At 59.8% G+C, this 15,442-nt stretch carries 10 protein-coding genes; 4 read left to right on the forward strand and 6 right to left on the reverse strand.

The annotated features are described in order from the left end of the window. Window positions 1–98: 98 nt before the first annotated feature. Window positions 99–1,559: a D-alanyl-D-alanine carboxypeptidase/D-alanyl-D-alanine endopeptidase gene (gene dacB, locus ACYZUA_RS11770; protein ID WP_461963224.1), complete on the reverse strand. Its 1,461-nt coding sequence runs from the start codon at window positions 1,557–1,559 to the stop codon at window positions 99–101. A 233-nt stretch (window positions 1,560–1,792) separates the two neighbouring features. On the opposite strand from dacB, the gene ACYZUA_RS11775 reads away from it, so the two are divergent. Further along, complete coding sequence (locus tag ACYZUA_RS11775) at window positions 1,793–2,137, forward strand: YggL family protein (RefSeq protein ID WP_007896965.1); 345 nt, start codon at window positions 1,793–1,795, stop codon at window positions 2,135–2,137. A gap of 125 nt (window positions 2,138–2,262) precedes the next feature. Here the strand turns inward: ACYZUA_RS11775 and ACYZUA_RS11780 are convergent, their stop codons facing one another. Then, window positions 2,263–3,456: a benzoate/H(+) symporter BenE family transporter gene (locus ACYZUA_RS11780; protein WP_461963225.1), complete on the reverse strand. Its 1,194-nt coding sequence runs from the start codon at window positions 3,454–3,456 to the stop codon at window positions 2,263–2,265. A 366-nt stretch (window positions 3,457–3,822) separates the two neighbouring features. Here ACYZUA_RS11780 and ACYZUA_RS11785 point away from each other — a divergent pair, with 366 nt between their 5' ends. After that, window positions 3,823–4,587, forward strand: a complete 765-nt coding sequence (locus tag ACYZUA_RS11785) for a GntR family transcriptional regulator (RefSeq protein WP_008146364.1) — start codon at window positions 3,823–3,825, stop codon at window positions 4,585–4,587. A 163-nt stretch (window positions 4,588–4,750) separates the two neighbouring features. Here ACYZUA_RS11785 and guaD read toward each other — a convergent pair whose 3' ends face one another. The 4 genes from guaD to xdhA all read right to left on the reverse strand — a co-directional run bounded on the left by guaD (window position 4,751) and on the right by xdhA (window position 10,929). Then, window positions 4,751–6,055, reverse strand: a complete 1,305-nt coding sequence (gene guaD, locus ACYZUA_RS11790; protein ID WP_461963226.1) for a guanine deaminase — start codon at window positions 6,053–6,055, stop codon at window positions 4,751–4,753. Between the two features lie 23 nt (window positions 6,056–6,078). Further along, the gene (xdhC, locus tag ACYZUA_RS11795; protein ID WP_461963227.1) at window positions 6,079–6,924 is read right to left on the reverse strand and encodes a xanthine dehydrogenase accessory protein XdhC; all 846 of its coding nucleotides are present in this window, start codon (window positions 6,922–6,924) and stop codon (window positions 6,079–6,081) included. 143 nt (window positions 6,925–7,067) lie between these two features. Continuing rightward, complete coding sequence (gene xdhB / locus ACYZUA_RS11800; protein ID WP_461963228.1) at window positions 7,068–9,467, reverse strand: xanthine dehydrogenase molybdopterin binding subunit; 2,400 nt, start codon at window positions 9,465–9,467, stop codon at window positions 7,068–7,070. Beyond that, on the reverse strand, window positions 9,460–10,929 hold the full coding sequence (xdhA, locus tag ACYZUA_RS11805) for a xanthine dehydrogenase small subunit (RefSeq protein ID WP_461963229.1): 1,470 nt from the start codon (window positions 10,927–10,929) through the stop codon (window positions 9,460–9,462). Before xdhA ends, xdhB begins: the two co-directional genes overlap by 8 nt. Window positions 10,930–11,196: 267 nt before the next feature. Between xdhA and ACYZUA_RS11810 the strand changes: the two genes are divergently transcribed. Continuing rightward, window positions 11,197–11,856, forward strand: coding sequence for a GntR family transcriptional regulator (locus ACYZUA_RS11810; protein ID WP_461963951.1), 660 nt, complete (start codon window positions 11,197–11,199; stop codon window positions 11,854–11,856). Between the two features lie 2 nt (window positions 11,857–11,858). Next, window positions 11,859–15,347 (forward strand): chromosome segregation protein SMC, encoded by a 3,489-nt coding sequence (gene smc / locus ACYZUA_RS11815; protein ID WP_461963230.1) that lies wholly within the window; start codon window positions 11,859–11,861, stop codon window positions 15,345–15,347. The last annotated feature ends 95 nt before the right edge of the window (window positions 15,348–15,442 follow it).

A 15,442-nucleotide genomic window follows, 5' to 3' on the forward strand; every position in this document is an offset into this window, starting at 1 on the left:
CTCACCCCTGTGGGAGCGAGCTTGTGTGGTGAGGGGATAAATCCCCTCACCACACAGGCTCGCTCCCACATTGGATCTTTGGTGTCTGGTAGATCCGGTTACAACACCGAAGCCGTTTCCGGCAATTTCGGCTGGCGATACAGGTCCAGCAGCACCTGATCCAGCACCGACGACGCGCCAAACGGTGCCTTGTCGTTGAGGATCGCCACCACCGCCCAGGTATTGCCGTTGATGTCGCGGCTGTATCCGGCAATCGCCCGAACCGTATTCAGGGTGCCGGTCTTGACGTGAGCTTCACCGCGCATCGCAGTGGTCTTCAGGCGTTTGCGCATGGTGCCGTCGGTGCCTGCAATCGGCATCGAACTGATGAACTCGGCCGAATACGGGCTTCTCCAGGCCGCTTGCAGCATGCCAGCCAATTCACGCGCACTCACACGTTCGGCACGGGACAAACCGGAACCGTTCTCCATCACCAGGTGCGGCGCGGTGATGCCTTTCTTCGCCAGCCACTGACGCACGACCCGCTGTGCAGCCTTGGCATCGTCACCGTCGGCCTCGGTGCGGAACTGCGCGCCCAGGCTCAGGAACAGCTGCTGGGCCATGGTGTTGTTACTGTATTTGTTGATGTCGCGGATGATTTCCGCCAGGTCCGGAGAGAAGGCCCGAGCCAGGACCTTGGCATTTTTAGGTGTTGGCGCCAAACGGTCCACGCCCTGAATGCTGCCGCCCAGTTCCTTCCAGATTGCCCGCACGGCGCCTGCGGTGTAGGTCGCGTGGTCGAGCAGTGAAAGGTAAGTCTGGGAACTGCAGCCCTCGCCCAACTGGCCGCCGACCGTCACGGTCACGCTGCCATCGGCCTGGGGCACCGGGTTGTAACGCACGCCACCGGTGCATTGCTTGGAGTTGACGGCTTTGACCTGGTTTTCGATGCGAATGGTGGCAATCGGCGGTTCTACCGACACCAGCACCCGGCCATTGTCGTTACGCGCCACAAAGCGCAGGGCCTTGAGATTGACCATCAGCGCGTCAGGTTTGACCAGGAACGGCTTGTTGTCGTCATTGCCGTCGTCGTTGAACTGCGGCAATTGCGGTTGTACGAAAAAATTGCGGTCCAGCACCAGATCGCCAGTGATTTGCGTCACGCCGTTGGCGCGCAGGTCACGCATCAGCAACCAGAGTTTTTCCATGTTCAGCTTCGGATCGCCGCCACCCTTGAGGTAGAGGTTACCGTTGAGGATGCCGCCGCTGAGCGTGCCGTCGGTGTAAAACTCGGTTTTCCACTGGTGGTTCGGGCCGAGCATTTCCAGCGCCGCGTAAGTGGTGACCAGTTTCATGGTCGAGGCCGGATTGACGGAGACGTCAGCGTTGTAAATGGTGGGGGTGCCAGGGCCGTTGAGCGGGATCATCACCAGCGACAGGGCGTTGTTCGGCATTTTGCTGGCTTTGATGGCCTTTTCAACGTTGGGCGTCAGCCCGGTGTTGATGGGGGCAGCGGAAACGGAGAAGGCCAGGGGAAGCAGAAAACCGGCCAATAACAATGGACGCAAAGATTTGATCATCTGAAATAAAACCCTACAGCCGAGGGGGAAATAAACGAGGGCATGAAGATAAATTCCCTCAGTGGTCATGAAAGTGTCGGCATTATGCCCCAAGGTGTAGCGGCTTGTGCCGTGCCCTGGCCTTCTAATTCGCTATTTTTTACCGACGGTAGGGCTTGCAACCCAGAGAGACGGGCAATCGGCGCCTTAAACTGCTAAAGTGCCGCCCGTTATTACTTATGAGGATTGTTCCAATGGCGACTAACCGTTCCCAGCGTCTGCGCAAAAAACTGTGCGTCGATGAATTTCAAGAGCTGGGTTTCGAACTGAACCTGGATTTCAAAGAAGATTTGGCTGATGAAGCCATTGATGCTTTCCTCGACGCGTTCCTGAAAGAAGCCATGGAAGCCAACGGTCTGGGTTATGTTGGCGGCGACGACTTCGGTCTGGTTTGCCTGCAGAAGCGTGGCTCGGTGTCCGAAGAGCAGCGTGCCGCTGTTGAAGCCTGGCTCAAAGGCCGCAGCGAACTGACTGAAGCGACTGTCAGCCCGCTGATCGACGTCTGGTACCCGGAAAAGCCGATCAATCCGGTAGCTTGATGTTGTAAAAAACGGCGACCCTAGGGTCGCCGTTTTTTTATACCTGCTTTTGTAGGAGCATGGCTTGCCCGCGATGGCGCGCCTGAGATCGCCATCGCGGGCAAGGACTGGGCGTCCCCCCGCTCCTACAGGGCCTTGCGCCAATTCAGAATCACCATCGTTAGAACTCCCGCGACAATCCCCCAGAACGCCGAACCGATGGAAAACAGCGTCAGCCCCGACGCCGTGACCATAAAGGTAATCAGTGCTGCCTCACGTTCCTTCACCTGGCTCATGGCGATGCTCAAGCCATTAATGATCGAGCCGAACAACGCCAGTGCCGCAATCGACAGCACCAATTCTTTCGGTAGCGCGGCAAACAGCGCCGCCAGCGTCGCGCCGAACACCCCGGCGATCCCGTAGAAAATCCCGCACCAGACGGCCGCCGTGTAGCGTTTGTTGCGATCTTCATGGGCATGCGGCCCGGTGCAAATCGCCGCACTGATGGCCGCCAGGTTGATCCCGTGGGAACCGAACGGCGCCAGCAGCAACGAGGCTATGCCCGTGGTGGTTATCAGCGGCGAGGCTGGCACGGTGTAGCCGTCGGCGCGTAGCACGGCGATGCCCGGCATGTTCTGCGAGGTCATCGCGACGACAAACAGCGGGATGCCGATGCTGATGGTAGCGGCCAGGGAGAAGTGCGGTGTGGTCCAGACCGGCGTCGCCACTTCCAGGTGGAAACCGCTGAAATCCAACAGGCCCATGAATCCCGATAATGCGGTGCCGATCAACAACGCGGCCAGCACGGCATAACGCGGCGACAGGCGTTTGACCACCAAATACGTGAAGAACATCCCCAGCACCAATGCAGTGCGATGCTGGGCGGCGACGAAGATTTCGCTGCCGATCTTGAACAGAATCCCCGCCAGCAGGGCGGCGGCCAATGACGCAGGAATCTTTTTCACCAGCCGCTCGAAGCTGCCGGTCAAACCACAAATCGTCACCAGCACCGCGCAAGTTATGTAGGCGCCAATGGCTTCGCCGTAGGTCACGCCGCCCAGACTGGTGATCAGCAACGCCGCGCCGGGGGTCGACCAGGCGATGGTGATCGGTGTGCGATAACGCAAAGACAAGCCAATAGAGCACACCGCCATGCCAATCGAGATCGCCCAGATCCACGAGGAAATCTGCCCGCTGGTCAGGCCCGCCGCTTGCCCGGCCTGGAACATCAGGACCAGCGAGCTGGTGTAACCGGTCATCATCGCGATGAAGCCGGCGACGATCGCAGAAGGCGATGTATCGGCCAAAGGGCGGAGCTGCGTGTGCGTGATGTCGTTCATGACAGCGGTGTTCCTTGTTCTGGTGGTCCCTTGTAGGAGCCGAGCTTGCTCCGGGCGGCGCTCCGACGATGGCGGTTTAACATTCAACATTAATGTTGACTGACCCTCCGCCATCGTCGGAGCGCCGCCCGGAGCAAGCTCGGCTCCTACAGGGATTGTGTTCGGGCTGCGGATTCTGCGTTCAAGCCTAAACTCAAAAGTAACCAGTCGTTGCAATACAGCGGAAGTGACAAACAGCCGTACAGTCGTGTTGCCACCCTCCATTGTGTACAATCGCGGTGTTTTTTACGCGATACTTGCCAGCGACCCACTGTGCCGTATTACAGTCACGGTCAATTCGCCGCAGTTCTTCCGACTCGAGTGCCCATGAACGAACAGTTGCAACCCCTAAAGAAACAACCGCGAGCAGGCAAAGCCGGCCGCAGCGGTACCCAGGACGATATTGTCTACGCGCATATCTTCGAGGCCATCCTCGAACAGCGTCTGGCGCCCGGCACGAAGTTGAGCGAAGAAGCGCTGGGGGAAATTTTCGGGGTCAGTCGCACCATCATTCGCCGCGCGCTCTCGCGCCTGGCCCATGAAGGTGTCGTGCTGCTGCGGCCGAACCGTGGCGCTGTCGTCGCCAGCCCAAGTGTCGAAGAGGCGCGCCAGGTGTTCATGGCCCGGCGTCTGGTGGAGCGTGCGATCACTGAATTGGCGGTGCAGCACGCCACGGCCGAGCAGATTGCCGAGTTGCGCCAGATGGTCAACGACGAGCGCGACAGCTTCTCCCGTGGCGATCGCGGCGCTGGTATTCGTCTGTCGGGCGAGTTTCACTTGAAGTTGGCCGAAGCGGCGAAAAACGCACCGCTGATCAGCTTCCAGCGCAGCCTGGTGTCCCAGACGTCGTTGATCATTGCCCAGTATGAAAGCGGTAATCGCTCCCACTGTTCCTACGACGAGCACACCCAGCTGATCGACGCCATCGAAGCGCGCAACGCTGAGCTGGCGGTGGACCTGATGATGCATCACATGGATCACATCGACAGCAAACTCAACCTCGACGAAGAAAGCGCGTCGGATGATTTGCATGCGGTGTTCTCGCATTTGTTGCAGACCAAGAAGCCAGGGCGTCCTGCTGCCAAGCTTTAAGTCAGACCGAGTCGCGCCCATCGCGAGCAGGCTCGCTCCCACAATTGATCTGTGTCGTTCACAAATCCCCTGTGGGAGCGAGCCTGCTCGCGATAGCAATCTGACAGGCAATAAAAATCCCCCGGACTGAAGAGTACGGGGGATTTTTTATGCCCGAAGAAAACTAGCGCTGATGCACCTGATTCCCCGCCGCATACGTCTGCAACACGGTCCGGTCATCCCCAAGCGTCATTAATACAAACAACGTTTCGGCAATGTTATTGGCCTGCTTCAAGCGATAGCTCAGCAGCGGCGTGGCGTTGTAATCCAGCACCAGGAAGTCCGCATCGGTGCCCGGTTGCAGGGTGCCGATCTTGTCTTCCAGACGCAGCGCACGCGCACCACCGAGGGTGGCCAGGTACAGCGATTTGAACGGGCTCAACCGTGCGCCTTGCATCTGCATGACCTTGTAGGCTTCGTTCAAGGTTTGCAGCAGCGAGAAACTGGTGCCGCCACCGACGTCCGTACCGAGGCCGACATTCAATTTGTGCTTCTCGGCCATCGGCAGGTTGAACAAACCGCTGCCAAGGAAGAAGTTCGAGGTCGGGCAGAAGGCGATCGCCGAGCCGGTTTCCGCCAGTCGCGCGCACTCGTCATCGCACAGGTGCACGCCGTGGGCGAATACCGAGCGTTCGCCGAGCAGTTTGTAGTGATCGTAGACGTCCAGATAACCCTTGCGCTCCGGGAACAGCGCCTTGACCCACTCGACTTCCTTGAGGTTTTCGCTGATGTGCGTCTGCATGTACAGGTCTGGGAATTCGCTGAGCAACTGTCCGGCGAGGGTCAGTTGTTCCGGGGTGCTGGTCGGGGCAAAACGCGGGGTGACCGCGTAGTGCAGGCGACCCTTGCCGTGCCAGCGTTCGATCAGTGCCTTGCTTTCGACATAGCTGGATTCGGCGGTGTCGGTCAGGTAGTCCGGCGCGTTGCGGTCCATCATCACCTTGCCGGCGATCATCCGCAGGTCCAGTTGCTCGGCGGCTTCAAAGAACGAGTTCACCGATTGTGGATGCACGCTGCCAAACACCAGCGCGGTGGTGGTGCCGTTGCGCAGCAGTTCCTTGATGAAAATGCCCGCGACTTCATCCGCGTGAGCCTTGTCGGCGAACTGGCTTTCGCACGGGAAGGTGTAGGTGTTGAGCCAGTCCAGCAGTTGCTCGCCGTAAGCACCGACCATGCCGGTTTGCGGCAAGTGAATGTGGGTGTCGATGAAGCCCGGGGTGATCAGCGCGTCCTGGTAATGGGTGATCTCGATGTCAGCCGGCAGGGTTGGCAGCAAGTCGCTGGCGTGACCGATGGCGCTGATCTGGCCGTTATCGACCACCAGCAAACCGTCTTCGAAATACTCATACGAGGCTTCGATGCCCACTTCGGCGGGGTCGGCGATGCTGTGCAGAATGGCGGCGCGGTAGGCTTTGCGAGTCAGAGGCATGGGAATTCTCAGTTCGTGGCTTTTTAATTCGAAGCTTGGCTGCGGCGTGACGCGGGCAGCAGTTTGGCAATCGATGATCCGGCGCTGGCGGTGTGCTGGCCGAAATTGGCGTTATAGGTGGCGATGATTTCGCCGGCGATGGAGATGGCGATTTCCACAGGCAACTTGCCTTTGACTTCGCCGATGCCCATCGGGCAGCGCATGCGTTGCAGCACGGCGCTGTCGAAACCACGGTCGCGCAAGCGGTGTTCGAACTTCACCCGTTTGGTCTTCGAACCGATCAGGCCGAAGTAGGCGAAGTCGTTGCGCTTGAGGATCGCGGCGGTAAGTTCGAGGTCGAGCTGGTGGTTGTGCGTCATGACGATGCAGTAGCTGCCGGCGGGCAGATCGTCGATTTCATCCACCGGTTCTTCGGTGACAATTTTGCGTACGCCGTGGGGAATTTGTTCGGGGAATTCGGCTTCCCGCGAGTCGATCCAGCGCACCCGGCAGGGCAGGCTGGCGAGCAGCGGCACCAGCGCCCGGCCGACGTGGCCGGCACCGAACACGGCAATCTGCGCCTGGACCTGGCCCATCGGTTCGAACAGCAACACGGTCACGCCGCCGCAGCACTGACCCAGGCTGGCGCCGAGGCTGAAGCGCTCAAGATGCGTTTCCTGCTTACCGCTGGCCAGCATCTCGCGGCCGATCTGCATGGCCTTGTACTCTAGATGCCCGCCACCGATGGTGTCGAAGGTCTGGGTGGCGCTGATGACCATCTTCGAACCGGCGTTACGCGGCGTCGAGCCGAGCTCTTCGATGATGGTCACCAACACACAGGGTTCACCCTGGGATTGCAGGTCGGCGAGGGCGTCGATCCAGTTGTACATGTTTCACCTCAACATTTCTGTTGTCTATCCGGGCCTCATCGCTAGCAGGCTAGCTCCCACATGGTTTTGTGGTGTCCACACATTTTGGATTCCTCACGAATCCTGTGGGAGCTAGCCTGCTAGCGATTGGCCGCGCCTCGGTATCAGAGCGAAGCCAACTCAACTTCGGCTTCAACAGCCTTCGCCACTTTCAACTGCCGCATCTGCTCACAGCCCCACAACACCCGCTCCGGGGTCGCCGGCGCGTCGATCTTCGGTTGATGCTTGTAGTCACCGAGGCTCGCCACGGCATCCTTGATCGCACACCACGCGGCGATACCCAGCATGAACGGCGGCTCACCCACGGCTTTGGAATGGAACACCGTGTCTTCCGGGTTCTTGCGGTTTTCCACCAGCTTCACGCGCAGGTCCAACGGCATGTCTGCCACCGCCGGGATCTTGTAGCTGGCCGGGCCGTTGGTCATCAGTTTGCCCTTGTTGTTCCACACCAGTTCTTCCATGGTCAGCCAGCCCATGCCCTGAATGAAACCACCCTCGACCTGGCCGATGTCGATCGCCGGGTTCAGTGAGTCGCCGACGTCGTGGAGGATGTCGGTGCGCAGCATTTTGTACTCGCCGGTCAGGGTGTCGATGATCACCTCGCAGCACGCTGCGCCGAAGGCGTAGTAGTAGAACGGCCGACCACGCGCCTGGCTGCGGTCGTAGAAGATTTTCGGGGTTTTGTAGAACCCGGTGCTCGACAGCGACACCTGAGCGAAATACGCCTGCTGGATCAGCGCCTCAAAGGTCAGGATGTGATCGCGAACGCGTACATGACCGTTGTGGAATTCCACGTCTTCTTCGCTGACCTTGTACTGCCGCGCGGCAAATTCAACCAAGCGCTTCTTGATGATTTCCGCCGCGTTCTGCGCGGCTTTACCGTTCAGGTCGGCGCCACTGGAAGCGGCGGTCGGCGAGGTGTTCGGCACCTTGTCGGTGTTGGTTGCGGTGATCTGCACGCGGTCCATTTCCACCTGGAACACTTCGGCCACAACTTGCGCGACTTTGGTGTTCAGGCCCTGGCCCATTTCGGTGCCGCCATGGTTCAGGTGGATGCTGCCGTCGGTGTAGATATGGATCAGCGCACCGGCCTGGTTGAGGAAGCTGGCAGTGAAGGAAATACCGAATTTCACCGGGGTCAGCGCCAGGCCTTTTTTCAGGATCGGGCTGTTGGCGTTGTAGCGACGAATCGCTTCGCGGCGCTCGGCGTACTGACTGCTTTCTTCGAGTTCGGCGGTCATTTCCTCGAGCATGTTGTGCTCGACGGTCTGGTAGTAATGGGTGACGTTGCGCTCGGTCTTGCCGTAGTAATTGGCCTTGCGCACCGCCAGCGGATCGAGGGCCAGATGGCGGGCGATGGCGTCCATCACTTCTTCGATAGCGACCATGCCTTGCGGGCCACCGAAACCACGGTAAGCGGTGTTTGAGGCGGTGTTGGTCTTGCAGCGGTGACCGTTGATGGTGGCGTCACCCAGGTAGTACGAGTTGTCGGCGTGGAACATCGCGCGGTCGACAATCGACGCCGACAGGTCCGGCGAGCAACCGCAGTTGCCGGCCAGTTCCAGGGCGATGCCGTGCAGGCGACCGGTGCTGTCGAAGCCGACGTCATACTCGACGTAGAACGGGTGACGCTTGCCGGTCATCAGCATGTCTTCGACGCGCGGCAGGCGCATTTTGGTCGGCTGGCCGGTGAGGTGCGCGATCACTGCGCACAGGCACGCCGGGCTCGCGGCCTGGGTTTCTTTACCGCCGAAACCACCGCCCATGCGGCGCATGTCGACGACGATTTTGTTCATCGATACGTCCAGCACTTCGGCGACGAGCTTCTGTACTTCGGTGGGGTTCTGCGTCGAGCAGTAGACGATCATCCCGCCGTCTTCAGTCGGCATCACCGAAGAGATCTGGGTTTCGAGATAGAAGTGTTCCTGGCCGCCAATGTGCAACGTGCCCTGGATACGATGCTCGGCGGTGGCCAAGGCACCGTCCGAATCACCGCGCTGATGCGTGTGGCTGTCGAGCACGAAGTGGCGTTTGCGCAGCGCTTCGACCACGTCCAGTACCGGCTCCAGATCTTCGTATTCGATGATCGCGGCCATGGCGGCTTTGCGTGCGGTTTCCAAATCTTTTGCGGCGACGGCAAGCACCGGCTGACCGACGAATTGCACGTCGTCGATGGCCAGCAGCGGGTCGCCCGGCAGTAATGGGCCGATGTCTTTCAGGCCCGGCACGTCTTCGTGGGTAATGGCGATGCGCACGCCTTCGAAGGCGTAACAGGGCTTGGTATCGATGCTGATGATTTTCGCGTGGGCGCGGTCCGACAGGCGTGCGTAAACATGCAACTGGTTCGGAAATTCCAGCCGATCGTCGATGTACTGCGCTTCACCGGACACGTGCTTGGCGGCACTGTCGTGCTTGACGCTGCGGCCGACACCGGTAGTCAGGTCCTTGGCGAACAGTTCAGCCAGTTCGGCCTGGGTCTTCTCTACGGCGTGATGATTAGACATAAGCGGTCACCCGAGTCTCGATGTGCGGTGTTTGCAGTTCGATGAAGTATTTACGCAGCAGGTTTTGCGCGCTGAGCAGGCGGTATTCCTTGCTCGCGCGGAAGTCCGAGAGTGGCGTGAAATCTTCGGCCAGTGCGGCACAGGCGCGTTCGACGGTGTCGTGCACTTGAGATGGAGAGCCCCAGGTAGCACCGAGCAATACGGCTTCGCAAGCCTTGGCACGTTTTGGTGTAGCCGCCATGCCGCCGAAGGCGACGCGGGCGTCGGCGATCACGCCGTTGTCGATGCGCAGGTTGAACGCGGCGCAGACGGCGGAAATGTCATCGTCCAGACGTTTGGAGACTTTGTAGGCGCGGAACAATTGCTCGGCGCTGGCACGCGGCACGATGATCTTTTCGATGAACTCGCTTTCCTGGCGCGCGGTAACCCGGTAATCGATGAAGTAGTCTTCCAGCGCCATCGTGCGACGGACGTCGCCTTTGCACAAAACGATCTGCGCGCCGAGAGCAATCAGCAGGGGCGGGGAGTCACCGATCGGCGAGGCGTTGCCGATGTTGCCGCCGAGGGTGCCCTGGTTGCGGATCTGCAGGGAAGCAAAGCGTTGCAGCAATTCGCCGAAGTCCGGGTACTCGGCTTTCAAGGCTTCATAGCAATCGGAGAGGGCAGTGGCGGCGCCGATTTCCAGGCGATCGTCGAAACGCTCGATGCGCTTCATTTCGGCGACGTTGCCGACGTAGATCATCACCGGCAAGGTGCGGTGGAACTGCGTGACTTCCAGCGCCAGGTCCGTACCGCCAGCCAGCAGCCGAGCCTGTGGGTAAGCGTCGTAGAGGTCTGCCAGATCGGCGACGGTCAACGGCACCAGGCAGCGCTTGTCGCCACTGTTGAGTTCGCCGATATCGGTAGGGGCGATGGCCTTCAGGCGAGCAATGGTGTCGGCTTCACGCGCGTCGAACTGGTCCGTTTGCTTGCCGCAGCAGGATTGTTCGGCGGCCGCCAGAATCGGCCGATAACCGGTGCAGCGGCAGAGGTTGCCGGCCAGTGCTTCGTGGGCTTTATGAGCATCCGGTTGATCGCTGTTCTTTTGCAGCGCGAACAGCGACATCACGAAGCCCGGGGTGCAGAAGCCGCATTGCGAGCCGTGGCACTCGACCATGGCTTTTTGCACGCTGTGCAGTTCGCCTTGGTGCTTGAGGTCTTCAACGCTGATCAATTGTTTGCCGTGCAGTGACGAAACGAACGTCAGGCACGAGTTGAGGCTGCGATAGCGAATGTGTTCGCGGCCATCGTCATCCGTTTGCAGCTCGCCGACCACCACGGTGCACGCGCCGCAGTCACCGCTGGCGCAGCCTTCTTTGGTGCCGGGTTTGCCCACATGGTCGCGCAGATAATTGAGCACGGTCAGGTTTGGGTCCAGGGCGTGCTCGCTACGGAGTTCCTGGTTAAGTAAAAACTGGATCACGGAAGGCCTCGCAGACTCATTATTGTTGTTAACCGACTTGAACCGAATTTATCAGGTCTGACTTTGTGGTCAATGATTTTCTGACTTAAAGGTCAGGAAATGGCATTTTGTCGATCAACGACTCGTTCCTTTATTATTGACCCTCACGGGATAGCCTGCTTTTTGCTTGAATCGTGCCAAAAACCGCCGAGTGGGCACTCCGCCATGACCCTTCATGTGCGTTACACTGCGCCGCTTGTGCAGATCGAAGAGTTTGAAGGGACAACCATGACGTTCAAGGCGCCGGACAGCCTCGCCGAGCAAATTGCTCACCACCTCGCCGAACGCATCATTCGTGGCGAAATGAAGCCCGGGGAGCGCATCCAGGAACAGAAGGTCACGCTGGCCCTCAATGTCAGCCGCGGTTCGGTCCGTGAAGCCTTGCTGATCCTCGAGCGCCGCCACCTGATCGCGATCCTGCCGCGACGCGGCGCTCACGTGACCGAGCTCACGGTTCACAAGGTCCGGAGCCTGTGCACGCTGATGAGCGAGCTTTACATCCTGCTGGGCAATGCAGTGGCCAGCGGCTGGCAAGTCCAGTCCGACATGGCGCCATTCGTGCAGATCCAGCAGCGACTGACCGCCAGCTACGAGCGTCAGGACATTCGCACCTTTGTCGACGACAGCTTCAGTGTGATGCGCGCCGCGTACCCGTTCGCCAACAACCCGTACTTGCAGGAAACTGTCGAGAATCTGCAGCCGGCCATGAGCCGCGCGTATTTCCTCGCGCTGGAACAACGCAAGGCCTCGATGAGCGAGTTCCTGGAGTTGTTTGAACGTTTGCTCGCCGCCGTGCTGGCCCGCGATTTTCCGCAGATCCGCATTGTGCTGACGGCGTATGCCCAGCGCAGCAGTGATCTGGTGGTCTCCGCCCTGACGGACGCTTAAGCGTGCGGCTAAAGTGCATCAAACTGGCGGGGTTCAAATCCTTCGTCGACCCGACCACGGTGAACTTCCCCAGTAACATGGCGGCGGTGGTCGGGCCCAATGGTTGCGGCAAGTCGAACATCATCGACGCCGTGCGTTGGGTGATGGGCGAGAGTTCGGCCAAGAACCTGCGCGGCGAGTCGATGACCGACGTCATCTTCAACGGCTCGACCAGCCGTAAACCGGTGAGCCAGGCCAGCATCGAGCTGGTGTTCGATAACTCCGACGGCACCCTGCTCGGCGAATACGCGGCCTACGCGGAAATTTCCATTCGCCGCAAAGTGACCCGCGACAGCCAGACCACTTACTACCTCAACGGCACCAAATGCCGTCGTCGCGATATCACCGATATCTTCCTCGGCACCGGCCTCGGCCCGCGCAGCTACTCGATTATCGAACAGGGGATGATCTCCAAGCTGATCGAGTCCAAGCCCGAAGACTTGCGCAACTTCATTGAAGAAGCGGCGGGCATCTCGAAGTACAAGGAGCGCCGGCGCGAGACTGAAAACCGCATACGCCGCACCCACGAAAACCTGGCTCGCTTGACCGACCTGCGCGAAGAACTCGAGCGTCAGCTTGAACGTTTGTACCGCCAGGCCGAAGCCGCCAAGAAGTATCAGGAATACAAGGGCGAGGAGCGTCAGCTCAAGGCCCAATTGTCGGCCCTGCGTTGGCAGGCGTTGAATGAGCAGGTCGGTCAGCGCGAAGCAGTCATCGGCAATCAGGAAGTCACCTTCGAAGCGCTGGTCGCCGAGCAGCGCAATGCCGATGCAGCTATCGAACGCTTGCGTGACGGGCACCACGACCTGTCCGAACGCTTCAATCTGGTGCAGGGACGCTTCTATTCGGTCGGCGGCGACATCGCCCGGGTCGAGCAGAGCATCCAGCACGGTCAGCAACGACTCCGTCAGTTGCAGGATGATCTGAAAGAAGCCGAGCGCGCGCGTCTGGAAACCGAGTCGCACCTGGGCCACGACCGCACCTTGCTGCTGACCCTCGGCGAAGAGCTGGACATGCTCACCCCCGAGCAGGAAGTCACCAGCGCCGCCGCCGAAGAGTCTGCCGCCGCGCTGGAAGAATCCGAAACCACCATGCACGCCTGGCAAGAGCAATGGGACGCCTTCAACTTGACGGCCGCCGAGCCGCGTCGCCAATCCGAAGTTCAGCAGTCGCGCATCCAGCAGCTGGAAACCAGCATGGAGCGCCTGGCCGATCGTCAGAAGCGTCTCGGCGAAGAGCGCGCCTTGCTCTCGGCAGACCCGGAAGACGCGGCGATCATGGAACTCAGCGAGCAATTGGCCGCGAGTGAAGCGACGCTGGAAGATTTGCAGGCCAGTGAAGAAGCCCAGGTCGAACGCCTCGAGCAACTGCGTCAGGAGTTGCAATTAGCGCTGCAAAATCAGCAGCAGGCTCAGGGCGATTTGCAGCGTCTGAACGGTCGCCTCGCCTCCCTTGAAGCCTTGCAACAAGCCGCGCTCGATCCGGGCACCGGCACCGCTGAATGGCTGCGCGAACAACACTTGGCTGACTGTCCGCGTCTGGCCGAAGGTCTGAAAGTCGAGGCCGGTTGGGAGCTGGCGGTGGAAACCGTGCTCGGCGCCGACCTGCAAGCGGTGCTGGTGGATGACTTTGGTGCCTTCGATCTGGCCGGTTTTGCCCAGGGTGATTTGCGTTTGCTCAGCCCCGCCAGTGATGGCGTGCGCGTGCCCGGCAGCTTGCTCGATAAGGTCGAAGCGCAGATCGATCTGGCGCCATGGTTGGGGCAGGTCAAACCGGTCGACAGCCTCGAACAGGCGTTGGCTCAGCGCAATCAATTGACCGCCGGCCAGAGTCTGATCAGCCGCGATGGTTACTGGGTCGGTCGGCACTTTTTGCGCGTGCGCCGGGCCAGCGAAGCGGAAAGCGGTGTACTGGCTCGTGGTCAGGAAATCCAGCGTCTGGGCCTTGAGCGCGAAGAGCGCGAAGCCACGGTCGAAACCCTGGAAACCCAACTTCAGAATCTCAGGGCGCAACAGCGTCAGCAGGAAAACGGTCGCGAACATCTGCGCCGTCTGCTGCAAGACGAAGCCCGTCAGCAAGGTGAGTTGAAAGCTCAGTTGTCGGCCGGCAAAGCCAAGGCCGAACAACTGACCTTGCGCCGTACACGCCTGGACGAAGAGCTCACCGAGCTGGCTGAGCAGCGCGCTCTGGAACACGAAAATATCGGCGAAGCACGCCTGCAATTGCAGGAAGCCCTCGACAGCATGGCGCTGGACACCGAGCAGCGCGAATTGCTGCTGGCCCAGCGCGACAGCTTGCGCGAGCGACTTGATCGGGTGCGGCAGGAAGCCCGGCAGCACAAGGATCACGCTCATCAACTGGCGGTTCGCCTGGGTTCGCTCAAGGCTCAGCACGACTCGACGCGTCAGGCGCTGGAACGTCTGGAAATGCAGTCCGAGCGCCTGACCGAGAAGCGCGAGCAGCTCAGCCTCAATCTGGAGGAGGGCGAGGCGCCGCTGGAAGAATTGCGCCTCAAACTCGAAGAGTTGCTCGACAAGCGCATGACCGTCGACGAAGAACTCAAGACTGCGCAGATCGCCTTGGAAGACGCCGACCGTGAACTGCGCGACGCGGAAAAACGTCGCAGTCAGGCGGAGCAGCAATCGCAATTGATTCGCGGCCAGATGGAAACCCAGCGCATGGAATGGCAAGCCCTGACCGTGCGCCGCAAGGCGCTCGAAGATCAGCTGCTGGAAGACGGCTACGATCTGCATGGCGTGCTCGCCACGCTGGCGGCTGAAGCCAATGAAAAGGACGCCGAAGAAGAGCTGGAACGCATTGCCGCGCGGATTCAGCGCCTCGGTGCGATCAACCTGGCGGCCATCGACGAATACCAGCAACAATCCGAGCGTAAACGTTATCTGGATGCGCAGAACGACGATCTGGTCGAGGCGCTGGATACGCTCGAGAACGTGATTCGCAAGATCGACAAGGAAACCCGAAACCGCTTCAAAGATACCTTTGATCAGATCAATGGCGGTTTACAGGCTCTTTTCCCAAAAGTTTTCGGTGGAGGACGCGCCTATTTGGAACTGACGGGCGAAGATCTACTCGATACAGGGGTAACGATCATGGCGCAGCCGCCAGGAAAGAAGAACAGCACCATCCATTTGCTCTCCGGTGGCGAAAAAGCCCTGACTGCCCTGGCTCTGGTTTTTGCCATCTTCAAGTTGAATCCGGCGCCGTTCTGCATGCTCGATGAAGTTGACGCGCCATTGGATGACGCTAACGTTGGACGCTACGCGCGGCTGGTCAAAGAGATGTCGCAGACGGTGCAGTTCATCTATATCACCCACAACAAGATCGCCATGGAAATGGCCGAGCAACTGATGGGGGTGACGATGCACGAGCCGGGTTGTTCGCGTCTGGTGGCAGTGGATGTCGAGGAGGCGATGGCGATGGTGGATGCCTGATGTGGCGCTTGTAGGGCAAGTATTTTTGGTCTGTAGGACTTATTTACCTGCCCTGACTTGCTGGCCAATCGACATATTCGCGCAAGCCGTTGTGA

The organism is Pseudomonas sp. LS2P72 (assembly GCF_054897865.1).